The sequence below is a fragment of the Tsuneonella flava genome (genome assembly GCF_002870965.1).
Lineage (GTDB): Bacteria > Pseudomonadota > Alphaproteobacteria > Sphingomonadales > Sphingomonadaceae > Tsuneonella > Tsuneonella flava.
In genome coordinates this window covers 501,748-525,861 of record NZ_PHSO01000005.1, presented here as the reverse complement: position 1 = coordinate 525,861, position 24,114 = coordinate 501,748, and the positions used below count along the sequence as shown (strand labels likewise).

Annotated in this window: 18 protein-coding genes and 1 pseudogene; 10 read left to right on the top strand and 9 right to left on the bottom strand. The window is 61.7% G+C overall.

What is annotated here, in order from left to right; translation table 11 throughout:
• Positions 1-37 precede the first annotated feature (37 nt).
• Together CV013_RS09475 and CV013_RS09470 are read right to left on the bottom strand one after the other, a co-directional pair.
• On the bottom strand, positions 38-2,287 hold the full coding sequence (locus tag CV013_RS09475; protein WP_102154996.1) for a CaiB/BaiF CoA-transferase family protein: 2,250 nt from the start codon (positions 2,285-2,287) through the stop codon (positions 38-40).
• Positions 2,284-2,709 (bottom strand): GFA family protein, encoded by a 426-nt coding sequence (locus CV013_RS09470; RefSeq protein ID WP_102154995.1) that lies wholly within the window; start codon positions 2,707-2,709, stop codon positions 2,284-2,286. The genes CV013_RS09475 and CV013_RS09470 overlap by 4 nt, the downstream gene beginning before the upstream one ends.
• A gap of 117 nt (positions 2,710-2,826) precedes the next feature.
• Between CV013_RS09470 and CV013_RS09465 the strand changes: the two genes are divergently transcribed.
• The 3 genes from CV013_RS09465 to CV013_RS09455 all read left to right on the top strand — a co-directional run bounded on the left by CV013_RS09465 (position 2,827) and on the right by CV013_RS09455 (position 6,199).
• Entirely contained in the window at positions 2,827-4,251 is a 1,425-nt protein-coding gene (locus CV013_RS09465) for an aldehyde dehydrogenase family protein (RefSeq protein ID WP_102154994.1), read from the top strand.
• Positions 4,248-5,459, top strand: coding sequence for an acyl-CoA dehydrogenase family protein (locus tag CV013_RS09460; RefSeq protein WP_102154993.1), 1,212 nt, complete (start codon positions 4,248-4,250; stop codon positions 5,457-5,459). The genes CV013_RS09465 and CV013_RS09460 overlap by 4 nt, the downstream gene beginning before the upstream one ends.
• 119 nt (positions 5,460-5,578) lie before the next feature.
• Positions 5,579-6,199: a DUF3885 domain-containing protein gene (locus tag CV013_RS09455; RefSeq protein ID WP_102154992.1), complete on the top strand. Its 621-nt coding sequence runs from the start codon at positions 5,579-5,581 to the stop codon at positions 6,197-6,199.
• A 95-nt stretch (positions 6,200-6,294) separates the two neighbouring features.
• On the opposite strand, the gene CV013_RS09450 is transcribed toward CV013_RS09455, so the two are convergent.
• The 4 genes from CV013_RS09450 to CV013_RS09435 form a co-directional block, all read right to left on the bottom strand.
• Complete coding sequence (locus CV013_RS09450; protein ID WP_102154991.1) at positions 6,295-7,317, bottom strand: acyl-CoA dehydrogenase family protein; 1,023 nt, start codon at positions 7,315-7,317, stop codon at positions 6,295-6,297.
• 5 nt (positions 7,318-7,322) lie between these two features.
• Positions 7,323-8,489, bottom strand: a complete 1,167-nt coding sequence (locus CV013_RS09445; RefSeq protein ID WP_223805192.1) for an aromatic ring-hydroxylating oxygenase subunit alpha — start codon at positions 8,487-8,489, stop codon at positions 7,323-7,325.
• A gap of 74 nt (positions 8,490-8,563) precedes the next feature.
• A complete protein-coding gene (locus tag CV013_RS09440) occupies positions 8,564-9,319 on the bottom strand; it encodes an SDR family NAD(P)-dependent oxidoreductase (RefSeq protein ID WP_102154989.1) in 756 nt (251 codons plus the stop codon).
• Between the two features lie 11 nt (positions 9,320-9,330).
• A complete protein-coding gene (locus CV013_RS09435; protein ID WP_102154988.1) occupies positions 9,331-10,215 on the bottom strand; it encodes an alpha/beta fold hydrolase in 885 nt (294 codons plus the stop codon).
• 105 nt (positions 10,216-10,320) lie between these two features.
• Between CV013_RS09435 and CV013_RS09430 the strand changes: the two genes are divergently transcribed.
• Positions 10,321-10,992 (top strand): TetR/AcrR family transcriptional regulator, encoded by a 672-nt coding sequence (locus CV013_RS09430; protein WP_157935754.1) that lies wholly within the window; start codon positions 10,321-10,323, stop codon positions 10,990-10,992.
• A 47-nt stretch (positions 10,993-11,039) separates the two neighbouring features.
• Here the strand turns inward: CV013_RS09430 and CV013_RS09425 are convergent, their stop codons facing one another.
• Both CV013_RS09425 and CV013_RS09420 read right to left on the bottom strand, forming a co-directional pair.
• Entirely contained in the window at positions 11,040-13,532 is a 2,493-nt protein-coding gene (locus CV013_RS09425) for a TonB-dependent receptor (RefSeq protein ID WP_223805191.1), read from the bottom strand.
• A gap of 116 nt (positions 13,533-13,648) precedes the next feature.
• Positions 13,649-15,250, bottom strand: coding sequence for a GMC family oxidoreductase (locus CV013_RS09420; protein ID WP_102154985.1), 1,602 nt, complete (start codon positions 15,248-15,250; stop codon positions 13,649-13,651).
• Positions 15,251-15,424: 174 nt separating this feature from the next.
• Here CV013_RS09420 and CV013_RS09415 point away from each other — a divergent pair, with 174 nt between their 5' ends.
• The 6 genes from CV013_RS09415 to CV013_RS09390 are packed head-to-tail and all read left to right on the top strand — an operon-like array spanning position 15,425 to position 23,328.
• A complete protein-coding gene (locus CV013_RS09415; protein ID WP_232806577.1) occupies positions 15,425-16,924 on the top strand; it encodes a class I adenylate-forming enzyme family protein in 1,500 nt (499 codons plus the stop codon).
• Between the two features lie 12 nt (positions 16,925-16,936).
• The gene (locus CV013_RS09410; protein WP_102154983.1) at positions 16,937-18,157 is read left to right on the top strand and encodes a cytochrome P450; all 1,221 of its coding nucleotides are present in this window, start codon (positions 16,937-16,939) and stop codon (positions 18,155-18,157) included.
• Positions 18,157-18,555 carry a Zn-ribbon domain-containing OB-fold protein gene (locus tag CV013_RS09405; RefSeq protein ID WP_190276466.1) on the top strand — a complete coding sequence of 133 codons (399 nt, stop codon included), beginning with the start codon at positions 18,157-18,159 and terminating at the stop codon, positions 18,553-18,555. The genes CV013_RS09410 and CV013_RS09405 overlap by 1 nt, the downstream gene beginning before the upstream one ends.
• On the top strand, positions 18,552-19,721 hold the full coding sequence (locus CV013_RS09400; protein ID WP_102154981.1) for a thiolase C-terminal domain-containing protein: 1,170 nt from the start codon (positions 18,552-18,554) through the stop codon (positions 19,719-19,721). The genes CV013_RS09405 and CV013_RS09400 overlap by 4 nt, the downstream gene beginning before the upstream one ends.
• 18 nt (positions 19,722-19,739) lie before the next feature.
• On the top strand, positions 19,740-20,975 hold the full coding sequence (locus CV013_RS09395; protein ID WP_102154980.1) for an NAD(P)/FAD-dependent oxidoreductase: 1,236 nt from the start codon (positions 19,740-19,742) through the stop codon (positions 20,973-20,975).
• Between the two features lie 31 nt (positions 20,976-21,006).
• Positions 21,007-23,328, top strand: a complete 2,322-nt coding sequence (locus tag CV013_RS09390; protein WP_102154979.1) for an arylsulfatase — start codon at positions 21,007-21,009, stop codon at positions 23,326-23,328.
• 20 nt (positions 23,329-23,348) lie between these two features.
• Here the strand turns inward: CV013_RS09390 and CV013_RS09385 are convergent.
• Positions 23,349-24,108: pseudogene (locus CV013_RS09385) on the bottom strand (IS5 family transposase).
• Between the last annotated feature and the right edge of the window lie 6 nt (positions 24,109-24,114).

The window sequence follows — 24,114 nt, the reverse complement described above, 5'->3', positions numbered from 1 at the left end:
CTGGTCCTTCTTGAAAATTCAGATGATGGTGTCGGCGTCAGTCGGAGGACGCCATGTGACGTTTCGCGGCCTTGCGAGTGTCTTCGTGCAAGGGTTCGAGAACAGCGTCTTCGATCAGAGAAGCGATGGCGGCGGAGTCCACGCCCAGCCATTCCGCAAGCACCTCTTCGCTATGCTCCCCGGAGAGAGGAGCGGGACGGTTCGGCGGAGCGGAAATGTCGTCGGTCTTCGCAACATAGCGTTCTGCGCGGACGGTTTCCTTCAACCAGGGGTGGTCTTCGACGCGGTAGAACTCGCGTTCGGTATAGAAGGGGTGCTTGGGCAGGTCCGCAATGCGAAGCATCGGCGCGGCGGGAATGCCCGCCTGTTGCAGCACCCGCGCGGCCTCTTCCGGCGGATGCGCTACGACCCATTCCTCCAATGCGGTAGGTATTTGGTCAGGATCGGTCACGCCCAGCAGTTCTGCCAGAGACCGACGCTCCTGCTCGGTCTGCGGATCGACCACACACCATTCGTCATCGTCCTCCGCAGCAAACACCACTTTGCCCGTCGTGCTCTCGCCAGCGTCGCCGCCGCGCGCAATCTGCGCTGCAAAGTGCTTCAGCACTACTTCCGCCTGTGCAACCGCCGTCGTCCCACCGCGTCCTGTGCGTAGCCGTCGGATGAGCAACGCGACCACGCCGATGGCGCAGATGCGTCCGGCAACATGATCGGGATAGATGGTGATCGTGTCGCTGAACCCGGTTGGGTCGTCAGGATAGCGCCACGCCAGCGCAAGCCCGGTGGAGGCGCGTACCAGCGGACCGTAGCCCATCCGGTTGCTCCACGGCCCGGTGCTGCCGAAGGCGGAACTTTCCGACAGGATAATACGCGGGTTCGTCTTACGCAGGGTGGCCTGACCGAGGCCAAGCTTGTCCATCGTGCCCGGCTTGAAGTTCGAGCACACGACGTCAGCTTCGGCGACCAGATCGAGGAAAATCTCCCGTCCCCGCTCGCTACGCAGGTCGAGCCCGATGCTGCGCTTGTTGCGATGGCCCGCTGCGAAGCTGACCGACATGCCGAAATCGAGATAGGACTGACGGTTGCCGTCGGGGAAGGATCGGCTTTCCATCTTGATGACGTCCGCGCCCAAATCCCCCAGCATCCGCGCCTGTTCGGCACCGACCACGATCACGCCAAGGTCGATGACCTTCAGCCCTTCGAAGGGCAGATCGCAGGTGTCGACCGCTTCTGGGAATGGGTCAGCCGGTTGCGCGGCAGCATCGAAGTCTGCCCGCACGCCGTCGATGGTCTGCACGCCGCGCGGCAGGGTGACTTCGGTCGTCCCTACGCTAACGCGCTTCAGGGCATCCCTTGCGCGCACATGCTCGGTTTCGAGGAATTCCGGCAGGCTGAGCATGGCAGCTATCGGCACGCCATGCGCCTGTCCTTCACGCTCGAGATCGGCCCTGTTCCGCTCGCGGAAGAAGTCGGCGATATGCGGCAACAGATCGGGCGAATTGTAGCGGACCGATGTGCGGTCGAAGTCGGGCGAAGCGAATTGCTCGGGCCGCCCCAGCCATTCGAACATCGAACGCCACTGCCGCTTGGACAGCAGGCAGATGCGTACAAAGCCATCCGCGCAGGAGAAAATAGGATACTGAAACCCTTCGCGGGGGCGATCGCGGGAGAGCAGCCCGGCGGGCTTGCCCAGCGTCGCGCTGCCGCTGATTCCGAATCCAGGGTCGAGCGCCTGCACCGCCCCTTCTAATGCGGCAAAATCGAAATGCGCCCCGCGCCCTGACCGCAGCGCGCGATAGAGCCCACCACATAGCGCGAATGCGGCCTGCACGCTCGCGCACTGATAGGCGAGGTCGCCGGGCGGCAGCAGCGGCTCGCGCCCACGAATGCCCGAGCGCGACAACTCGCCCGACAGCGCATGCAACACGGCGTTGCTGCCGCGCCAGTCGCTGAGGCTGCCGGTCAGACCAAAATCGCTGACCGTCATCGTGACCAGATCCGGGCGGAGCCCGCGCAGACCCTTCAGCAGCAGGTCATGGCCCTTGCCCGCGACGACGATATGCGCCTCGCCAGCAAGGGCGTGCCCTTCATCCGAATCGAGCGCGAAGCTGCGCCAAACCTTGCCCGCATTGGCCGCAAGATCGACAGGATCGCTCGCATCGACGGGATGCACACGATCAACCTCAGCGCCAAGATGGGCGAGATAGCTGGAAATCGGGGCAAGCGCGCCGGAAACGGCATCGACGATCTTGATACCCGAAAGCGGGGGATCGACCAGCTCGCTCATGCCCGTTGCGGTCCCTTGGGAAACTGGGGCACGCCTTCGGGAACATCGACCCAGTCCAGCATCTGGCAGGTCCAGATATGAATTGCGGGAGGGAACGCGCCGGGATTGTCGAGCGTGCCCGCCTTGATCGCGACCATGGCCGGGCTCGCCGTGGGAATCGACCGGATGGGCGAACCGCAATTGGGGCAAAACTCGCGCAATACCGGCTTGCCGCTCTCGCTGTCCGGGTCTTCATAGCAGGCCAACTCGCCTTTGATCGCGACCGAATCCGCAGCGACGACAAGATTGACCGAGTAAGCCGAGCCCGACTGGCGCTGGCAGTTGCGGCAATGGCAGGCGGCAACTGCCAGGGGGGCTCCGTGCAATTTGTACTGCACATGCCTGCAATTACAGCCGCCTTCGATGATTTCGCTTTCGCTCATCCCGCTTCCTCTCGAAATTTTTTATAGAGCGCCTTTTATCTAACGTCGTTAGGTTGTAAACCTCCTTCAAGGGATGAATACGAGATTCCCAAAATTCGGAGAGGAAAGATCGTCGCCATGAACACAGAGAGTTTTTGTCACCTGATCGGCGGCCAGTGCGAAGCTGGCAATGCCACGATGGATGTACGCAATCCGGCCACAGGAGAAGTTTTCGCCCAAGCCCCCAAAGCTGGTGAAGCGCTTCTCAATGCAGCAGTGACCGCCGCGACGGACGCCTTCCCTGCGTGGAGCGCCTCGCCCATCGACGAACGCAAGAAAGCCCTCCACGCCATCGCGGGCGCGATCGAGGAACACGTGGACGAACTGGCATCACTGTTCACCCGCGAACATGGCCGCCCCGTGCCCGCCGCAAAGGCCGAACTGCTGGGCGCTGCGATGTGGCTGAAGGCGACCACCATGCTCGACATCCCGGTCGAGGTCACCGAAGACACCGACGACCGTCGAATCGAAGTTCATCACGTTCCGCTGGGCGTGGTCTGCGCGCTGGTGCCGTGGAATTTCCCGATCCTGCTCGCCGCATGGAAGATCGGCCCCGCGCTGCTTGCGGGCAATACGCTGGTCCTCAAACCCTCCCCCTTTACCCCGCTGACCACGCTGAAGCTCGGCGAGCTGATCAAGGATGTGGCGCCTGCGGGGGTGATCAACATCATCTCTGGCGGCGACGAGCTGGGCCCGATGATGACCTCGCATCCCGGCTTTGCGAAAATCTCCTTCACCGGGTCCACCCAGACCGGGCGCAAGGTGATGGAAAGCGCGTCGCGCGATCTGAAGCGGATCACGCTGGAACTCGGCGGCAATGATGCCTCGATCATCTTCCCCGATGTCGATGTCGACAAGGTCGCCGAACAGCTGTTCGAAGGTGCATTCCACAACACCGCACAGGTCTGTGTCGCGACCAAGCGGATGTATATTCACGAGGATATCTACGACGCCCTGCGCGACCGGCTCGCCCAGCTGGCAAAGGACGCGAAGGTCGGCGATGGATCGCAGCAGGGCACGCGGTTCGGTCCGATCCAGAACGAAGCCCAGTACAGGCGCGTGCTCGCGCTGATCGAGGATGCGAAGGCGAATGGCCTCACCCTGATCGAAGGTGCGGATGTGCCCGAGAAGGGCTATTTCATCCCGCTGACGCTGGTCGACAACCCGCCCGAGGATGCGAAGGTCGTGACTGAGGAAGCCTTCGGCCCGGTCCTGCCACTGCTGAAGTGGACCGATGTCGACGACGTCGTCCAGCGCGCGAACGACACCGAATACGGCCTTGCCGGGGCGGTGTGGTCGTCGAATATCGAGCAGGCCACCGCGACCGCACACCGGCTCGATACGGGCACCGTCTGGATCAACCAATGCCTCCAGTCGACGCCGTTCACCCCGCTCGCCGGGGCCAAGCAATCGGGCTTCGGTCAGGAGAACGGCGTGGCCGGTCTGCTCGAATTCACACGCCCGAAGGCGCTCTTCATTCCCAAAGCGGACACAGTGGCATGAACGGCGAGAGCACGCAGGACGAGGCCTTCCGAAAAGAGGTGCGCGCGTTCCTGCGTGCCGAGCTGACGCCCGATCTCAAGAAGGCAGGCGCCCGGATGACGAGCGTTTATGCCGACCACTTGGCGAGTATGGAGTGGCAGCGCATCCTTCATGCAAAAGGATGGGCTGCCCCCGCCTGGCCGGTGGAGTATGGCGGCGCAGGCTGGAGTGCGCGGCAGCGCCATATCTATGAAAGCGAGCGGGTGAAGGCCGGTGCTCCGCCCGTTTCGCCGATGGGTATCAAGATGGCCGGACCCGCGATCATTGGCTTCGGCACCGATGAGCAGAAGAGCTTCTTCCTGCCCCGCATGCTGAGCGGTGAGCATTTCTGGTGTCAGGGCTATTCCGAACCGCAGGCCGGATCGGACCTCGCCGCCTTGCAGATGAGCGCGCGCCGGGAGGGCGACGACTTCGTGTGCAATGGCTCCAAGATCTGGACCACCCACGCCAACGAAGCGAACTGGATGTTCTGCCTCGTGCGGACCACCAGGGCAGAGCGCAAGCAGCAGGGCATCACCTTCCTGCTGATCGACATGGAGACGCCGGGGATCGAGGTTCAGCCGATCACCATGTCGAGCGGGGAGTGGATTCAGAGCCAGGTCTTCTTCGACAATGTCCGCGTGCCGGTGGCCAATGTTCTGGGCGAAGTCGATCGGGGCTGGACGGTGGCGAAATATCTGCTCGACTTCGAACGCGGCAGTTCGGCCTATGCACCCGCGCTGAAGGCAGCGCTCGATACGCTGCGAGGCAACCTTGCACAGGCGGCTGGTCAGCCCTCGGACGCGCTCCATCGCAGGTTGGATGAATTCGCAGTGCAGATCGAGGTGCTCGACGCGCTCGAAATGGAAATCCTCGGCAAGCTGGCAAGCGGAGCGCCAACGGGCACCGATGCCTCGATGATGAAAATCCTCGGCACCGAACTCGAACAGCGCTTTACCGAATTGCAGCTGGAGGCCGCCGGGCCGCTATCGCGCGCTTGGCAACCGGGTGTGAGCGCGCCGGGCGGCAAGGTTCTGACCTATCCCATGCCGATCGCGGATTATTGCAGCGACGCCCCGTGGGAAGCGGTCGCGCCGCTACGCTATCTGAACGAACGCGCCGGCACGATCTACGCCGGGACCAACGAGATCCAGCGCAACATCATCGCGAAGGCGGAATTCGGCCTCTAGGCAGTGTGGGCAAATCCTGCTCGCCGTTTCCCTGTCCGCCATCGCCGATTACCTCGCTGAAACCGCCCTCGGAAAATGACCCGATTGCGGACATTCTTTTCGGAAGATAAGTTTCCCTGATGTCTCTGTCTTTCGGTCCTAATTGGCAGCGCGATTTGTGGGCCTCGCCTTACCGACTGCGGTTTGAGCTTGATGATGGCGAGCATTCAGGACGGTATGTGACCATGTTCACAAGGAGTTACGACCGTGCTCGTAAACTCGCGCGCTTAGCACTGCCGTCAGATAGTATCGTCGGCATCATCGCGGCCTGCTCTGAGCCGAGCAAAGAAATGGCTGCCGAGTGGTTGGGCTGGACGACAGGGACCGCATTTGAACATCTGGCAGAGTTGGGCGTCTCAACAGAAGCCCCCCTTGCCGAGTGGGCAGGCTCTTGGCGGCCTGATGATGAAGAGGATCCTGAGGCAGAGGCTTGGACTCAACGCGCTGTTAGCCTGACTTGGGAGCAAGCCGACATCCTCTTGTGGAATCAAATCGCGCACGACTTGGGAGTAGCGCCTAGGGCACCAGTGTTCGCCAAATTTGTCGATTTGGCGCGGGGTCTATGCGTCAATGCCTATGACGACCGGGGGATGGATGTCACCTGCCTCAATAAAGCGCCGCTGGAAGAACTTTATGTTCAATGCAGCGGATGGCTGCTCGATTACGATCGGGAGAGAATGGCGGCTGTATTCGAGAGATAGGCGAGGCAGCTAAGCACCCCATTTCAGTCATCGAGCGTCGGTCGTAAGCCGCCCGACAGCGGACAATCGATGCGGGCAGAATTTGTCCGCGCTGCCTAGCTTGCGGCCCGCTCTTCGCTGGCGAAACGCGCCAGATGCGTGTCGCGGTCGCCCAGCTGCTGCTCGATCACGGTCAGCCGCTTGAAATAGCGGCCCACGGGCAGTTCGTCGGTCATGCCCATCGCGCCGTGCAGTTGCACCGCATTCTGGCCGACGAAGCGCCCGGTTTCCGCCACCGTCACCTTGGCCACGCTCACCAGCGCTGCGCGGCGATCCGATCCGTTTGTGCAGGCCGCCAGCGCACGGTGTGCGATCGCACCCGCGCGGCGTGCCGCGATATGCATGTCGACCAGCCGGTGCTGCACTGCCTGGAATTGGCCGATGGCCTGGCCGAACTGCTCACGCTGGCGGACATGCTCGGCGGTGTCCTCCACCAGTTGCCGCATACTTGCCGCAGCCTCGATCGCAGTACACGCGATAGCTGTGTCGAGCGCTTTCGCCAGCGATGCAGAGCAGTCTTCGGACAGGATGTCGCAGCGGCTCTCGTCGAACCGCAGGTCCGCCGCCATCCGCCCGTCGATGGTCGGATAGCGAGCCACCACCTCACCGCGCGCCTCGACCAGAACCACATGCTCCGGCAGGCGCACGAGGGCAAGGATCACGTCTGCCTCGCCGCCATCGAGGACGAGCGTGGCGTCTCCGCTCAGGTGGGTATCGTCCAGGCGCAGGTCGCGCGCGGTGTCCGGCTCGGTCCCGGCGATGGCGATCACGAATTGCGGATCGCTCAACCGGCTGAGCAGGGCCGCTGCCCGCGCGCTCTCCAGATCGCTCAGCAAACTGGCCGCGATGACAGAGCTTTCGAGGAAGCGGGTCGGGCGACACAGCGCGCCCAGCACTTCGAAGACCGGCGCAGCTTCCGCACAGCTTAGCCCCAGGCCGCCGTGTGCCTCCGGCACGCATATGCCCAAAACCTCCGCCTCAGCCAGCGCGCCCCAAGTCTCGTCGATTGGGCAACGCGCAAGACGTGCTTCGAGTGCCTGGCGCAGGGCCAGAGCATCCTCCGACTGTTCAGTGTCCATGAGTGTCAGTCGAGCAGCTTTTCGATTTCGTCGTAGTAACGAACGATGTTCTCCTCCAGCCCGCAATAGACGGTTTCCTTCGGAACACCCGCCCCAAGGCCTGCCTGCGAAATTTCTGCCGCGCGGAAATCCTCACCGCCGAACACCCCGATAATCATCTCGTAAGAGCGCGAGAAGACGTCCTTCGCCTTAGGCGTAGTCGCCGGTCCCGGGGTAATCATGTAATAGTGCACGATCGTCCTGTCCGTTGCGTAGGGCATGAGCAGCATCACGCTGGTGTAGTACTGGCTCGTGACCACGACGACGTTCGGAAACGCGGTGTAGGCATGGGTAACGAGCTTGTGGATGTTGGCATTCTCATCCGCGTCGAGCATCTCAGGCTCGTAGCCGATCCGGCCCGAAACCTGGCGAATGTTCGGACCGAACGTGTCCACGATGGTGGGCGCGTCTGCGAACAGATCGCCGATCGAGGCCGCATGCAGCCGCTGGACGTGATAGCCTTCCAGAAATGGCTCCAGGACGACCTTCCAGTTCGCCTTGAGGTCGAAAGTCTGACGCCCGTAGACGTGCCCCGATTCGAGCCCGAGCGCGTCGAGATCCTCTGCCACCTGATCCGACAGGTTGGACCAGTCCGGCTCGCTCCCGTCGAGCTGCGCATAGACCACGCCGCCCCACACCTTGCTGGGCAGTTCGACCAGGCTGCGCTGCGACTTGTCGAGATTGTCGAACATGTCCGAGCGGGCAACGCCGATCAGCTTGCCATCAATGCCGTATGTCCAGGCATGATAGGGGCAGGTCAGCCGCCCCTGCTTGTGAACTTCGCAATCCTCGACCAGCTTGGAACCCTTGTGCTGGCAGGCATTGATCAGCACCTTGATCTCGCCATCGCGGGTCCGCGACACGAGCAGCGGCTTGCCATAGGCCTCAACTGCAACGACCGAGCCGTTTTCCGGAAGCAGCGCCGACATCGTGATCGGCACGGGGAAGCGGTTGAAGATCTTTTCCTGCTCGGCATCGAACCGCGCCTGCCCAGTAAAAATCTCGTTCTGCCGCGAAGCGGCAATCGGATCGGTATACGCGTCCTTCTCCGCAGGAATGCGGCGGATAGCCCCCTGCTGGCTTTCGGTCAGGTCGGACAGGCGGGTGATCTTGCGCTCTGTCGCGCCCGGCACTTTCGATGCAACGTTCATGGCAATCTCTCCATTTTTTTCCGGTTCTAATCGAAACCAAATCTAATGGCAATAGATTAGCGAGGCGTCTGGGCGTCATCCACGATGATGCAGGTGCCAGTGACGCAGCGCGATGCGGGATCGACAAGGTAGAGCAAGGTGCTGGCCAGATCTGAGGGCTGGCCGAACCGTTTGCGCGGGAAGCCTTCCCGCACCCGGTCGCCTTTGCGAGCGATGAACCCTTCGGTCATCTCGCTTTCGAACAAGCCCGGCGCAATCGCGTTCACATTGATGCCGTATTCGGCCCATTCGATCGCCAGCGTCTCAGTCATACGGATAAGGCCGGCCTTGCATGAGCAATACAGCGCAGATGCGCTTTTCGGTGCATAATAGCGCGACCCGATCGAGGAGAGGTTCACGATCCAGCCGGGCATTTCACGCGCGATCAGCCGGTCGGCAAGTCCGCGCGACAGCAGGAACGGGGCGCGAAAATCGAGGTCGATCACCTTGTTGATCGTATCAAGCGAAAGCTTGGTGGCGAAACCCGCATCGGCCATACCGGCATTGTTGATGAGGATATCCGGCGTTCCGAAGGCCTCTGTGGCCGCATCGAGGACGTGTTCTGCGGCATCGGCTTCGGTCAAATCTGCCTGCACGGCAATCGCCTGCCCGCCCTCGCCCTCGATCTCGGCAACCAGCGCTTCAAGCGCTTCGGCGCGGCGCGCCACAAGCACCGCTTTGGCACCTTCGCGGGCAAGAACCTGTGCAAAACTGCGTCCCAGGCCTGCGCTCGCCCCGGTGATGATGGCAACGCGTTGGTCTAGCTTCGGCATTCCTATTCTCCCTAAACCTGCAAATGGCGGGCAAGAAAGGAAAGCACCGCCGCTTCAAAAGCATCATTGTTGTCGCCCGCCACCATGTGGCCTGCACCGCCGACATCGAAGACCTCCAGATCGGGAATCAGAGCGCGAAACCGCGCGACTCCCTCGTCGCTGACCACATCGCTCTTCAATCCGCGTACCAATGCGATCGGGCATGGGGTTTCCTCGGCAAAAATCTCTGCAGCTGTCTGGACCTCCGCATGATGCCCTTTCGCGCCGTCCGAGAGGATCTTAGGGTCCCAGTGCCAGTAGAGTCGGCCACCCTCGCGCCGCCTCAGATTACGCATCAAACCCGAAGGGTCGGCCGGTCGGGGCCGGGAGGGATTATAAGCGGCAACCGCGTCGGCAGCCTCCGAGAGGTTCGCGAACCCGTTGGAGTGCGCCCCCATGAAGTCCGTGATTTTCGCGATACCTTCCTGCTCAGGCTCGGGGACGATATCGACAAGAACAGCGCCTGCAGGCCTGACACCTTGCGCCAGCGCGCAAAGCGCTGTCGCACCGCCTAGCGACGCCCCAACAAGGACGAAGGCACCTCGCTCCAGTCCTACGATCTTTTCGAGATCGCCGACGCGATCGCGTAAAGAGTACGCACCTGCTGCGGACCAATCGCTTTCGCCATGACCGCGCGCATCGAAATTATAGACGCGGTAACCGTTGGCCGCGAGCGAACGCGCCGTCGTTGACCAGCTATGTCGTGTCTGCCCGCCCCCGTGCAGCAGGATAACGCGCGGCGCCCCTTCCGCACCGGAAACGTCGCAGGCAATCGAAATACTCTCGCCTGACGAATACCGAGCGACCCGCAGGGTCTGCACCTCGATATGCGTATTCTCTATAGCTCGTCCGGGCATCCTCCCACCCCTTTATCTAATGACACTAGATTTGGCTAGCCTTTCGCCATTAGGCAAACCATGCAAAGGAAAAGGCTTCTTCTTCGAAAAGGTGCGATGGCGAAAATGAAGAGTGTAAACGGGGCGGAGAAACCCGCGCAACGCAAAGGTTCCTCCGGAAAAGCGGGCAGGCCTACCAAGCCGCTGATCACGCGTAATGCGGCAGTACAAAAGGCGCTGAAACTTATCGACCGTGAAGGGTTGGAAGGGCTGAGCCTGGGCGCCCTCGCCAAGGAAATGAATGTCCGCGCCCCGTCCCTGTACCATCACTTTCGGGACAAGGACGAACTGCTGGCGCAAGTCGCGCGCGCGCTGCTCGACGAGGTCGATCGGGAACAGGATACCTGGTCCGACGACTGGGAGACGCGAACGATCGAGTTGGGTCTCGCCACGCGCCGCGTTGCCATGCGGCATCCTAACGCGACGACCTTGCTGCTGCGATTTTTCCCGCGGCAACTGATGCTGCCCGCTTACGAACATACGCTGGCGACCAGTCCCTACCCGCCTGAAGCGCATGCCATATTGCTGGAAGCGATCGAGAAGTTCACTTACGGGTCTTCTCTCTTTGCGGCGGCCGCAGAAGCCTATCACACACCCGCCATGCCGCCTGTCGATACGCAGCATTTCCCGAATCTGGCCCATGCTCTCGAAGCCGGGCCTGCAACTGAGGAGGATGTGTATCTGGAAGCGTTCAATGTGGTCCTTGCGGGACTCAAGGCACGGTTCGGGACAGATTGAAAAAGGGGACGTCAAACGACGCCCCCTCCTCTTTCTTGTGTTCACGGTCAGAACTTGAACGATGCCTCGACGATGATCTCGCGGGGATTGTCCACGAATGCCGACATGTCGGCCACCACGCCGTTAGTTGTGCCGGTACCCGTACCGCCGGTGAAGGGCATATCATTGGCAGCCGCCACAACCAGCTTGTTCGTCAGGTTCCTGCCGATCAGCGAAATCGTCCAGGCATCGTCGATGTCCCCAAATGCAATCGCGGCATCAAGTTTCGCGTAGCCATCCTGCACGGCATCGGGGCGCAGTGCATCGGTGAAGTTGTACTTCGAGGTGTAACTCCCATCACCCGAAAGCCTGAGCTTGAACGACGATCCGACTGGCATCTCGTAAGTTACGCCCAACCGCCCGGCAAATTCCGGAGCCTTGGGCGGCGTGCGGTCGCTGTAGTCCTGAGCAGTATAAGCACCACCAACCAGTTGCAGGTTGCAGCCCTCCGCGATCGTTTGGCCGACGTAGCACTGGCCGATGTAATCGCGGAACTTTGCATCATTATACGCCGCAGCACCGCGAAGGCTCAGACCATCGAGACCAGGGACCCGATAGTTGAAATCCGCCTCGATACCCTGCGTCCGTAGTTCGCCGGCATTCCCAGCGGTGAGCGAAACGGTCTGCGGATCGAAGAACTGCACCTGCAGATCGGTATAGAGATAGCGATAGGCGGTGATACTAAAGGCAAGAGCGTTATCGAACAGCAGCGTGCGAAAGCCGATTTCGCCGCCCTCTGCCGACTCCGCCCCAAACCGACCCGCCTGAACAGACGCGGCAGGCGTCAGCGATTGCGAGATATTGAAGCCACCAGCTTTGAAACCCTGTTTGTAGGATGCGTACAGCGTGGTGTTGGTCGACGGCTTGTAACGCAGCGTCACCTGAGGCGAGAAATTCTCGTCATTATACTTGTCCCGCAACTCGATTCCCGCCGGGAATGTACCCGCGAAAGCGGAGTGGGCGGCAAGCGAACGCTGGTAGCTATCGCGCGATTCAAAGCTGTAACGACCGCCCGCCGACAGCTCCAGCGAGGGAGTGATAGCCAGCGTGGCTTCGGCGAAGAACGACAGCGAGTTCGTCTTGAACCCATTATCGCGCTTGAACGTCGTAAAGGTGTTGTTGATCGGGTCCAGTGGGACAGGGAAGATATAGGCATCCGTGTTGAACACGAATTCGCTGTCCGAATAGAACCCGCCGAACATCACGCCGAGAGGCCCACCGAAGGTCGACTGGAACCGTAGCTCCTGCGAGAACTGTTTGAAGTCGGCTAACTGAGAGAAGCCGGCAGGATAGGCTTCACCCGTGACGTTGTTCAGATCGGTTTGCTTGAAGTGGTAGTAGCCTGTGATCGAACTTACGTCGAAAACGTCGCTTGAGATCGTTCCCGTGCCAATCACGTACTGCGATGCAAAGTCAGCGTAGAGCACCCCATCGCGCGCGTAGCGATAATTGGTTTCTGCTACTATGGGAGGGATGTTGGAACTGTCGGAACGGCCATTGATAGAGCAATCCGCATTGGGACTGGCAGGGAAAGGTGTCCCGAACCCGGGGTCTGCTGGCAGCGGCGAAGTGCGTCCGCCACCACACAACCGTTCGACCAGATCGGTCGGCCCGCCGTCTTTGACCTTGGTGAAACCGCCTTTCACTTCGTATTTGAAGTCCGGCGAAAAATCGATTTCTACGGTTCCGCGCAGGCCGTAGGATTCCGAACCGCCCCGACGATCGTCGTTGGAGAAGCGGAACTGGCCCGGAATGTAGTTGGTATAGGTGGGTGCCGCCGTGTTGACGAAAGCGCCATCCGACTTCGAATAGCGTCCCGCGAGGCGTGCGCGGATGGAATCGCTGATCGGACCGGAAACGAATCCCTCGACATAACGCTCTTTCGCCTCGAACCCGTAGCCGCCCTTCAGCCCGGCTTCAAAATGATCCGTCGGCCCATTGGTTGTGATCGAAATGAGGCCTCCGGTCGTGTTCTTGCCGAAGAACAAAGCCTGCGGCCCCTTGAGCACCTCGACGCGCTGGACGTCGAACTGGGGGAGACTGATCTCGCGACCGCGGCTCATCGGCAGGCCGTCGATCACGAACGAGACCGACTGATCAAAACCTGCACTCAGCGCGGTCGAACCCACCCCGCGCAGGAAGATGCTGGCGGATGAACCGGAAGCCGCCTTCCCGGCCACGAGGCTGGGCACGAGAGAGGCGATATCGGTAACGCGCGTCGCCTGGTACTGATTCAGGGTGTCGCCCCCCACAGCCGTGATGGCGACAGGGGCATCGATCAGGCGCTCATCACGCCGCCGTGCGGTGACGATAATCTCATTTGAATTGGCTGAATTGCTGGCATTTTCACGGTCGGATTTGCCGTCCGATTTCGCATCAACGCTTCCGGACGCAGCTTTTCCGGTTGCATCGGCTTCATCGACCGACTGAGCCGAGGCAACACCTGGCGCGACCAGCGCAGACGTGAATAACAAAGCTCCTAGGGCGCTTGTGCGCGTCATGATCTCTCTCCCAATCTTTTACCCTGTTCGCGACCTCTATCGTCGAACATGGAACCGCTTTCGGCTCGCGCTTATGCATCGCAGCCATAAAACTAATGTCAATAGATAAAAGAGCGTCAGGCCCGATTACTGAGGATGATGTCTGCACCGCGCCACGCCATCGCCATAGTCGGTCCCTGGGTGTTGCCAGCGGGAATGACGGGCATGATCGCGGTGTCGATCACGCGCAGCCCCTCAACCCCGCGCACGCGCAGCTGGGGGTCAACCACCGATGCTTCGTCCTTGCCCATCCGGCAACTGCCCACGGCGTGGTATCCGCAGGTCCCATACTTGTCGTAGGCCTCCAGAATCTCTGCATCGGTCTGATAAGTGGGACCCGGCATAGTCTCCTCCGCGATGGTGCTGGCCAGCGGCTCTTTCGCCGCCCATTGCCGCACCGTGCGCACGGTACCGATCATCGAGCGCCGGTCCTCTTCATTGGCGCGATAGTTGGGCTTGAAGGTCGCGGCCGCGTCGGGATCCGTTGAGGAAATATGGATACTGCCGCGCGAAGTCGGGCGCAGCGAATAGGCGACCACGTGCATGCCGGGGAAGCGCTCCACATCCTGCCGATCCTTCGCGAAGTCGAGCGAAAACGGGGCGATCAGCATTTGGGCATCGGGTCGGTTGAGCCCCGGGCGGGTGCGGAACCATGCGCCCATTTCATACGCCGCCGAAGACATCGGCCCGGACTTGAAGAGGAAATATTGCGCGGCGGATTTCAGCAGGCGCCAGCCATGGAACTGCTTGTTCTGGGAGATGTCCTCGCGCAGTTTCCACTGAATGATAAGGCCACGATGCTCGATCAGCCCCTCGCCCACCTGCGGATTGGGATGGACCACATCGATGCCCAGCGCGGAGAGGCGATCGGGATCGCCGATGCCTGAGCGTTCGAGGATCGCAGGGCTGGCCATCGCCCCGCCGCACACGATCACCTCGCCATGCGTCCGTACCAGCTCGCGTTCGCCGCCGCGCACAATCTCCACCCCGATGGCACGCTTTCCGGAGAACCTGACCCGATCGACGGTCGCTTCGGTCAGAATCGTGAGATTACTGCGCCCCTCGGCTGGGCGGAGGAATGCGACTGCCGCGCTCTGTCGCTTGCCGCCCCAGATCGTTCGCGGCGTGAAACCCAAGGCATCGTCGTTGTCGGGCGCGTTGACGTCCTCCTTTTCCGGCCAGCCCATCGCCCTGCCCGCTTCAAGCTGCTCTTCGGACAGGCGATCCTTATGATCGGACATGCTGACACGCAGCGGCCCGGTCGCTCCGCGTGTTTCGGCCGCACCAAGCTCATGCTGCTCCAACTCGGCATACGCCTTGCCGATATGCTCCCAGTTCCAGTCGTCGCTGGTGAGTTCGGCAATGCTGTCATAATCGGCGGGCTGTCCGCGCACATACATCATGCCGTTGACCGAGCTTGAGCCGCCCAGCACCCGGCCGCGCGCCCACGTTTCAGACTGATTCCCAGTGCTATCCTCGGGCTCGCTGGCGTAGGCCCACAAATGCCTGGGATCGGCCATCACCTTGGCCAGCCCCTTAGGCATGGAGATTAGCGGATGGGTATCGCGCGGACCGGCTTCGATCAGGCAAACGGACACCGATGGATCGGCCGACAGGCGATAGGCCATGACGCAGCCGGCCGCACCAGCACCAGCGATGATATAGTCGTAACTCTTCACAGGCTCTCTCCGAAAAGCAATTATGTTTTCCTAATGGTATTAGATTTTGCGTGATCCGCCAAGCGTCAATGATCTCGGTCAATAATCTATTGCCATTAGATTGATGGTCGCATAGGCTATCTTCAACTTTTCAAAAAGATCGCGATTCACAAGAGATCGCGACGAGAGGATCGAATGCCGCAAACCCTTCCCAGTGCAATGGATTGGTGGGCCCGTATGCGTGGCGCCCAGCCTGCGATCGTGCTGCACGACGACCAGCTTACCTATCGCGAATACAAGCAGTGGTCCGATAGGATCGCGGCGATGCTGGTCGAGGATGGGCTGGAACCCGGCGACAGGGTCGGCATCTGCTCGGCCAACAGCCTCGCCTATGTCGCGCTGCTAATGGGCATCATCCGCGCAGGCGGCATCGCGAGCCCGATCAATTTCCGCTACAAATCGCGCGAAATCGCCGAGCTTCTGGAGAGCACGGAGCCGCGCTTCGTGTTTGCGGCGGAAGACTTCGTCCCGCAGGTCGAGAAGGCCGGCATCAGGCCACGACCGATGAGCGAAATCGCCGCGCTCCGCACGGGCGAAACCAAGGCGGCTACGCATGACCCCGATCCAGATGCTCCGGTCGTGATTATTGCCACCTCCGGTTCGACCGCGCGCCCCAAGGGTGTCGTCTACACGAACCGCTCGGTCACGGCATATGCAGCTAATTGGGCGATCGAGGAAACCTCTTCAGCTCCAGGTTCGCGAATCATAACCCTCGCCCCGTTAAACACTTCTGCCGGGTTCGTGCAGCTGATGCACTACACCGTTCAGGGCTGCACTCTTTACATGATGCCACATTTCGATCCGCTTGAAGCGCTGCGGACGATCGAACGTGACCAGATCAGCTGCTTTGCCGCCGTGCCTGCCTTCTTCGAGTTCATTGCCGCGTTACCCGAGTTTGCCGATGCGGACCTGTCCTCGCTCAAACTGGCGACTTCCGGCGGTTCTCGCGTCAGTCCCAGGCTGCTACAGGCGTACAAAGATAAGGGCATCATCATCCGCCAGATCTACGGCCAGACCGAGGTCGGTGGAAATGCCACAATCATGCCCGAGCACCTGGCTCTCGAAGCTCCCGATAAATGCGGCTGGGGCGGCATATTCATGGACCTGCGCGTGGTCAGGCCCGATGGCACCGATTGCGACCCGGGCGAACCAGGTGAAATCATCATGCGCTCGCCCGGCATGATGAAGGAATACTGGCGCGACCCGGAAGAGACCGCCAAGGCGCTGCGCGGTGGCTGGCTGCATTCGGGCGACATCGGCACGCTCGACGAGAACGGCCTGCTCACCTTCGTCGACCGGATGAAGGATCTCATCATCTCGGGCGGGCTGAACATCTCCGCCGCCGAAGTGGAGAATGTCGTCGGCGAATTTCCCGGCGTGGCCGAGTGCCTCGTGATCGCGGCCAAGGACGACAGGTTCGGCGAGACCCCCTGCGCGGTGGTCCACGCCTCGCAAGAGATCGATGTGACCGCGCTGATCGCCCACTGCGAAGAGAACCTCTCAAACTACAAAGTACCGCGATACGTCGCCTTTTCCGCCGATCCCCTGCCGCGCCTTGCGACCGGCAAACTGTCCAAACCCGCCGTGCGAGAGGCCTATGCCGACGCGCACGAACGCCTGCCCCGAGTCCGCTAGGAGAACCTGTCCATGAACGCCCCGTCCAAGCTTGCTCCCGTCATTCCCGACCATGTTCCCGCCGATCTGGTCTTCGATTTCGACATCTATGCCGATCCGCGCATCGATAGCGACGTCCAGGGCTCGTATCAGCGCGCAATCAACAAGGCGCCAGACATCTTCTGGACGCCAGCCAATGGCGGCCACTGGATTGTCCAGCGGATGGACTCCATCGCGGCCATCACAACCGATCCAGAGCATTTCTCAGTCCGCGAGATGCAGATCCCGCGGGTGGAGAACCCACCCTTCATGATCCCGCTCAGCCTCGATCCTCCCGAAAACCTGCCCTACCGCCGTGCGATGGCGCCGATGTTCGGCCCCAAGGCGATCAAATCGCTGGAGCCGCGCCTGCGCCACTGGGCCAAGACGATCATCGATGGCGTCGTCGCCAGGGGCGAATGCGATTTCATGGCCGATGTGGCGAAGGTCTATCCAGTCTCTATCTTCATGGAATTGATGGGGATGGACCTTTCCCGCCTCCCCGAATTCCGCGATCTTGCCGAACGATTTTTCGACGCCCAGAACAATTCCGCCCTGCTCGACCAGCTCAGCGGACAGATCCAGGCCATTCTTGTCGAACTGATCGAAGAGAAGCGCAAAAATCCCGACGAACATCTGATGAGCCATTTCGTCCATGTCGACATGGGCGAAGGCAAGCCCATGAGCGACGGGGAAATCCTCGCGATGAGCTTCGTCTTATTCCTCGGCGGAATGGATACGGTCACCAATGTGACTGGCTTTGCCTATCAGCAGCTCGCGCAGATGCCCGACTTGCAAAAACGGTTGGCCGCCGACCCGGCTGGCCTGTCGACCGCCTTCGCCGACGAAGCAGTGCGCGCCTTTGGCGTGGTCAATACGCCGCGCCTCGTGGTAAAGGATATCGACCTGCTCGGCGTCCCGTTCCGCACTGGCGAAATGGTGCTCAACGTGCTGCCGGTCGGCAGCCGGGACGATCGGAAGTTCGAGCAGCCCAACCTGCTCGACATTGATCGCAAGCGCGCCGCACACATCACCTTCTCCACCGGCCCCCACCTGTGCATCGGCCACGTCCTCGGCCGCGCGGAAGTTCGCGTCCTGACTGAGGAATGGTTCAAACGGATACCGGCGTTCGAGCTGGTCCCGAACAGCGAACGCGCGTTCCGGACCGGCACGGTCATGGCGCTCGAGAACCTGCCCCTGCGCTGGGACAGCTGATGAGCAGATTCGACGGACCCGATGCGCCCTACTGGGAGGCACTCGAAGACGGGCGCCTGATGCTCCCGCGATGCAGTGCCTGCCAGACGTGGATCTGGCCAGCAGCCCATCGCTGCGGCGCATGCCACGCCGATGACGTTCAGTGGGTCGAAATGCCGCTTGAAGCCACGGTATTTACGTGGACCCGCACTTGGCATCGCTTCGGCCTCACGGAAGATTTCGAACTGCCTTTCACTACCGTCCTCGCCGAGATCGCCCATTGCGGCATCCGGCTGCTCGGCAATCTCGAAGACCCCGACCGGGTCGATCCCGAAATCGGCCAGCGCCTGACCGGCACGATCGGTTCAACGCGCACGCCCGACGGCGAATTGCCGGTCATCAATTGGAGCCGCGTGTGACTCATCCGCTCTACGGATCAACCGCCATTGCCGGGGTCGGCCTGCGCCAGCACAAGCGCGGGCACTCCCCCCTGCCCGAACGCAGCCTGTTGGTAGAAGCCGTGATCGACGCCTGCGAAGATGCGGGCTTCGACCCGGCCGATGTCGATGGCTTCGTCTCCTACGGCGATGACAAGAACGAACCGGTCCGCCTGATGCCCGAACTGGGCACCAAAGAACTGCGCTGGTCCGCCAGCGTGTGGGGCGGCGGCGGCGGCGGCATCGCCGGGGCCTTCGGCGTGGCGGCAGGCGCGATCCTGTCCGGCCAGGCCAAAGCGGTGGTGATTTTCCGCGCGCTGGTCGAAGGGGCGAGCGGGCGAATGTCCGCCGCAGTGATGGCGCACCACCTGAACGATCACCTGCTCGCCACAGGGATGACCAGCCCGGCGCAGCTCTGCGCGCTGCGGGCCAACCGCCTGTTCCACCACCACGGCGTGGACCCGGCTATCGTCGAAGATCTCGTCCGCGCGTCCTATCACCATGGCAGCCGTAACCCGGAAGCGGTCAGCTATGGCAAGGAATTCGACATCGACGCTCTGCGCCAGTCGCGGATGATCGCCGAACCGTTCCGCCTGTTCGATTGCAGCCGGGAAAACGACGGTGCCGGAGCCTTGCTGATGGTTTCCGCCGATCTGGCAGAGACGCTCGCAAAGCCACCGGTCTACATGCTGGGTTGCGCGCAAGGCGCGCAGGCAGGCTGGGGAGACCTGCTCGAAAATGACGACGAGGCTCTGTTCGCGACTGCGGGGATGCGCAGCATCGCGCGGCGGTTATATGAAGAGACGAGGCTCACCCCCGCCGATATCGACGTGGTGCAACTATACGAGAACTTCGACGCGCAGGGCGTGATGTCGCTGATCGATCACGGCTTTTGCACCTACGAGAACGCTGCCGAGGTGATCCGCTTCGACAACCTGATCGCCGATGGCGGCGCACTGCCGGTGAACACGTCTGGCGGCAATCTGGCCCAGGGCTTCATTCACGGGATCGGGCTGCCGATCGAGGCCGTGCGCCAGCTACGCGGCGAAAGCAGCAATCCCGTACCCGGTGCGCGCACCTGCCTGCTAGCCGGTGGCCCCGGAGCGCCTACCGTCAGTTCGGCCATTTTTGCCAACGAGGTCCTTTAATCGGGCGCATGATCTGAAATGGACAGCAGAGACGTCATCATCGTCGGCTCCGGCCATGGGGGTGCTCAGGCGGCAATCGCGCTGAGGCAGAACGGGTTTGCAGGTTCGATCCTGATGATCAGCCAGGACAGCGAGCTGCCTTACGAGCGCCCGCCGCTGTCGAAGGAATATCTTTCCGGCGACAAGCCTTTCGAGCGTATCCTGATCCGCCCCAAACAGTTCTGGTCCGATAAGGACATCGAACTGCGCCTTGGCGTTGAAGTCGTCTCGATCGATCCGGCACAGCACGAGGTGACGCTGGGGAACGGCGAGAGCGTTGGCTACGGCAAGCTGATCTGGGCTGCCGGCGGTGCGCCACGCGCGCTGACCTGTTCGGGTGCGGACCTCAAGGGCGTCCATGCGGTACGCACCCGCGCCGATGTCGACACGCTGATGCACGAACTGCACGAGGGCGCGAAAAAGGCGGTGGTCATCGGCGGCGGCTATATCGGGCTGGAGGCGGCGGCAGTGCTCCGCAAGCTCGATTGCGACGTCACCCTGCTCGAAGCCCTGCCCCGCGTCCTCGCACGCGTCGCGGGCGAGGAACTCAGCGCGTTCTATCAGGCCGAACACCGCGCCCACGGGGTCGATCTGCACATCGAAACAATGGTCGACTGCCTGGAGGGCGAGGATGGCCGGGTCGCCCGCGTCCGCCTCCACGATGGCAGCGCGATCAACGCCGATCTGGTGATCGTCGGGATCGGCATCGTGCCCTCGGTCGAAGCACTCGCCGCTGCCGGCGCTGTCTGTTCGAACGGCGTCGATGTCGATGGATCGTGCCGCACCTCGCTGGAGGACGTATTCGCAATCGGCGATTGCGCGGCGCATCGCAGCCGCTGGGCGCAGGACGCTGTCATGCGTATCGAGTCGGTCCAGAACGCCAACGACATGGCCACCGCCGCCGCGAAGACGATCTGCGGCGTGGAGCAGCAGGACTACGCGGCCTTCCCGTGGTTCTGGTCCAACCAGTACGATCTGAAACTTCAGACCGCGGGCCTTTCCGTAGGCTACGACGCAACCGTGCTGCGCGGCGATCCGGCCACCCGGTCGTTCTCGGTCGTCTATCTGCGTGATGGCCAGGTGATCGCGCTCGACTGCGTCAACGCGATGAAGGACTTCGTCCAGGGCCGAAAGCTGGTTGAGCAGGGCGCCGCCCCTGACCCCAAGGCGATCGGAGATACAGGCATCCCGCTGAAAGAGCTCGCGAAGTCCTGAACCCGCACAAGAATATGAGAGGATCAAGACCATGCACAATATAGCAGCGTCCCCGCGCCGCGTTGCGACCTTTGCTTCAGTCACCGCGCTGGCGACTGCGCTGTTTTCCGCCTTCCCCGCCCATGCCCAAACCCAGGCGACCATCGGTCGAACGCTGGAAACCTCTGTCGAAGGCTCGATCGAACGGCCCGAAGCGCGTGAGGGAGCGCCCAACATTCTCGTCTGGATGCTCGATGACACGGGCTTCGGCCAGCTCGGATGCTATGGCGGTCTTGTCGACACGCCCAATATCGACCGTGTCGCCAGGCGGGGCCTGCGCTACAGCAACTATCACGCGACGCCGATCTGCTCTGCCAGCCGGGCCTCATTCCTGACCGGAAGGAACTCGCACGAAGTCCATATCGGGGGCCATTCGGCCATGTCGATCGGCTTCCCGGGCCAAGACGCGCTGGTTCCGCGCGGAGCGGGAACGATCGCGGAAAACCTGCGCCAGTCAGGTTATCTCACCTATGCCGTCGGCAAGTGGGACCACCTCCCGCCAACCGACGCATCGGCGGCGGGCCCGTTCACCTACTGGCCAAGCGGGCAAGGGTTCGACCAGTTTTACGGCTTCCTTTCCTACGATGCGAATAATTTTGCACCGCTCCTGTGGGACGGTCATAGTTCTGTCGCGCTCGATGAAGACCCGGCCTATCACCTGAGCTCGGACATGGCTAACCGCGCCATCGCCGAGATCGAGGCACGGCAAGCCAAAGGCCCGAAGCGCCCGCCCTTCTTCATGTACTGGGCCACCGGCGCAGTCCATTCGCCCCACCACGCACCCGATGAGTGGCTGGAGAAGTATCGCGGCAAGTTCGACGAAGGATGGGACGTTGCAAGAGAGCGCATCCTTGCCCGGCAGAAAGAACTCGGCCTTGTCCCAGCAAACACACAATTGCCGTCACACCCCGAAGGCATGCCCGCATGGACCGATCTGTCGGAGACCCAGCAGCGGGTCTACGCCCGCGCGATGGAAGCCTTCGCCGCGCAACTGGCACACGCGGATTTCGAATTCGGCAGAATACTGGATGCGCTGGAAGCATCGGGCGAGCTGGACAACACGATCGTCGTGGTCACCTCCGACAATGGTGCAAGCGGGGAAGGCGCAGTCGAGGGGACGTTCAGCGAATTCATGATGGCCAATGGCCGGTTCGCGTCGGTCGAGCAGAACGAGATGTTTCTGGACGAATGGGGCCGTGCAGGCTCCTACCCTCTCTATCCCGTCGGCTGGGCGGTCGCAGGAGACACACCGTTCCGCTATTACAAACAGACCGCGCACGAAGGCGGCATCCGGGTCCCCCTCATCATTTCCTGGCCCGCCGGGATCGGCGATGAGGGCGGAATACGGGACCAGTACGCGCATATAAGTGACGTCATGCCAACCTTGCTCGAAGCGGCGCAGGTCGCACCGGCCGAGACTGTGAACGGGACGTCTCAGGCCCCGATCAGCGGGACGTCGTTTGCCTACAGTTTCGAAGATCCGTCGGCCGATACGCGCAAATCGGTTCAATATTACGAGATGTACGGCAATCGCGCAGTATGGGCCGATGGCTGGAAAGCGGTTGTCCCGCACCGCCTGCGCACCTGGGATTTCTCGCTTCAGCCGCCGATATCGGATGACGAGTGGCAGCTCTATTATCTGCCCGACGATCCGAACGAGCTGAACGATCTCGCAGCCGCCGAGCCCGCAAAACTGGAGGAAATGAAGGCTCGCTTCGATGCCGAGGCAGTGAAGTACAATGTCTTCCCGCTTACCAATACCGGCGGGGCTCAGGCGCTTATGTCGCAACGGGTTTCGAAAGCGTTGCGCGACCGGGATGGCGAGTACCGTTACAGTGGAATCCTCGATCGCATCCCGGAAAGCCTGGCGCCCCCGGTCAGCACCCATTCCTACACCGCGACGTTCACGGTCGATCCCACTTCGGGAGATAACGGGACGCTGTTTGCCGTGGGCGGTCGTTTCGGCGGCGTCGGCCTCTACATGCGCGATGGTGTTCCGGTATTTGCCCAGCGATACATGGACACCCGGCTCCAGACTCTGGAGGCCAGTCGTGCGATAAAGGGGCCTGCCGTCATCGGTCTCGAATTCGATCGCACTTCGCCCACCACCGCTTCGGTGCGTATGGAGATCGACGGCAAGGAGGTCGCATCCGGCGATCTGTCGGGCATCTTGTCCGTCTATGTCTTCTCGTCGAACGAGACCTTCGACATTGGCAGAGACAACGGCACCGTGGTCATCGACGATGTCCCTTCGCCCTTCCCTTTCGAGGGGAAGATCGGCGAGACAGAGTTCAAGGTGGCGGTGGACGAATAGCTAGGGTCAGGACTCATTGATCAGAGCCAGAAGATGCCGGTAGCGGCGAGCGCCACGGCGGAGAAGAAGGCCCTGGGGAAGCGATCGTAGCGTGTGGCGACCCGCCTCCAGTCTTTGAGACGGCCGAACATGATCTCGATGCGGTTGCGGCGTTTGTAGCGGCGCTTGTCGTATTTGACGGCCTTGCTGTGCATTTTCTGCCCCGGGATGCAGGGCGTGATGCCCTTTTCCTGCAAGGCGTCGCGGAACCAATCGGCATCATAACCGCGGTCGACCAGCATCCATTGGGCCTTGGGCAGGCTGTCGAGCAAGACCGCCGCGCCCGTGTAGTCGCTGACCTGTCCGGCGGTCATGAAGAAGCTGATCGGACGACCGTTCGCATCGGTTACGGCATGCAGCTTGGTATTCATGCCGCCTTTCGTCCTGCCGATCAGGCCGTCCCGCCCCCTTTTTAACCCGCAAGCTGGACGCCGTGCGGTGAGCCTTGAGATAGGTTGCGTCTATCATGATCGTCTTGCGATCAGGAGCCTGCGGCGTCGCCAGGCCTTCCATCATGCTGATGAAGAGCCTTTGTCGCTCCACCGCTTCCAGCAATTGTAGAGCGTCTTTGCCGGACCATACTCCCGCGGCGCATCGCGCCACCTCAACCCATTACGATTGACGAAGATGATCCCGCTCAAAACCCGCCGGTCGTCAACGCGCTCGCGGCCATGGCTCTTTGGAAAAATACGGCTGAAGACGCGCCATCTGCTCATCCGTCAGCCAGAACAAATCACTCATTCTTCA

Excerpts from the sequence above, each read along its gene's own strand:
- CV013_RS09475 (WP_102154996.1), bottom strand. The coding sequence starts at position 2,287 with ATGAGCGAGCTGGTCGATCCCCCGCTTTCGGGTATCAAGATCGTCGAT.
- CV013_RS09470 (WP_102154995.1), bottom strand. The coding sequence starts at position 2,709 with ATGAGCGAAAGCGAAATCATCGAAGGCGGCTGTAATTGCAGGCATGTG.
- CV013_RS09465 (WP_102154994.1), top strand. The coding sequence starts at position 2,827 with ATGAACACAGAGAGTTTTTGTCACCTGATCGGCGGCCAGTGCGAAGCT.
- CV013_RS09460 (WP_102154993.1), top strand. The coding sequence starts at position 4,248 with ATGAACGGCGAGAGCACGCAGGACGAGGCCTTCCGAAAAGAGGTGCGC.
- CV013_RS09455 (WP_102154992.1), top strand. The coding sequence starts at position 5,579 with ATGTCTCTGTCTTTCGGTCCTAATTGGCAGCGCGATTTGTGGGCCTCG.
- CV013_RS09450 (WP_102154991.1), bottom strand. The coding sequence starts at position 7,317 with ATGGACACTGAACAGTCGGAGGATGCTCTGGCCCTGCGCCAGGCACTC.
- CV013_RS09440 (WP_102154989.1), bottom strand. The coding sequence starts at position 9,319 with ATGCCGAAGCTAGACCAACGCGTTGCCATCATCACCGGGGCGAGCGCA.
- CV013_RS09435 (WP_102154988.1), bottom strand. The coding sequence starts at position 10,215 with ATGCCCGGACGAGCTATAGAGAATACGCATATCGAGGTGCAGACCCTG.
- CV013_RS09430 (WP_157935754.1), top strand. The coding sequence starts at position 10,321 with ATGAAGAGTGTAAACGGGGCGGAGAAACCCGCGCAACGCAAAGGTTCC.
- CV013_RS09425 (WP_223805191.1), bottom strand. The coding sequence starts at position 13,532 with ATGACGCGCACAAGCGCCCTAGGAGCTTTGTTATTCACGTCTGCGCTG.
- CV013_RS09415 (WP_232806577.1), top strand. The coding sequence starts at position 15,425 with ATGCCGCAAACCCTTCCCAGTGCAATGGATTGGTGGGCCCGTATGCGT.
- CV013_RS09410 (WP_102154983.1), top strand. The coding sequence starts at position 16,937 with ATGAACGCCCCGTCCAAGCTTGCTCCCGTCATTCCCGACCATGTTCCC.
- CV013_RS09405 (WP_190276466.1), top strand. The coding sequence starts at position 18,157 with ATGAGCAGATTCGACGGACCCGATGCGCCCTACTGGGAGGCACTCGAA.
- CV013_RS09395 (WP_102154980.1), top strand. The coding sequence starts at position 19,740 with ATGGACAGCAGAGACGTCATCATCGTCGGCTCCGGCCATGGGGGTGCT.
- CV013_RS09390 (WP_102154979.1), top strand. The coding sequence starts at position 21,007 with ATGCACAATATAGCAGCGTCCCCGCGCCGCGTTGCGACCTTTGCTTCA.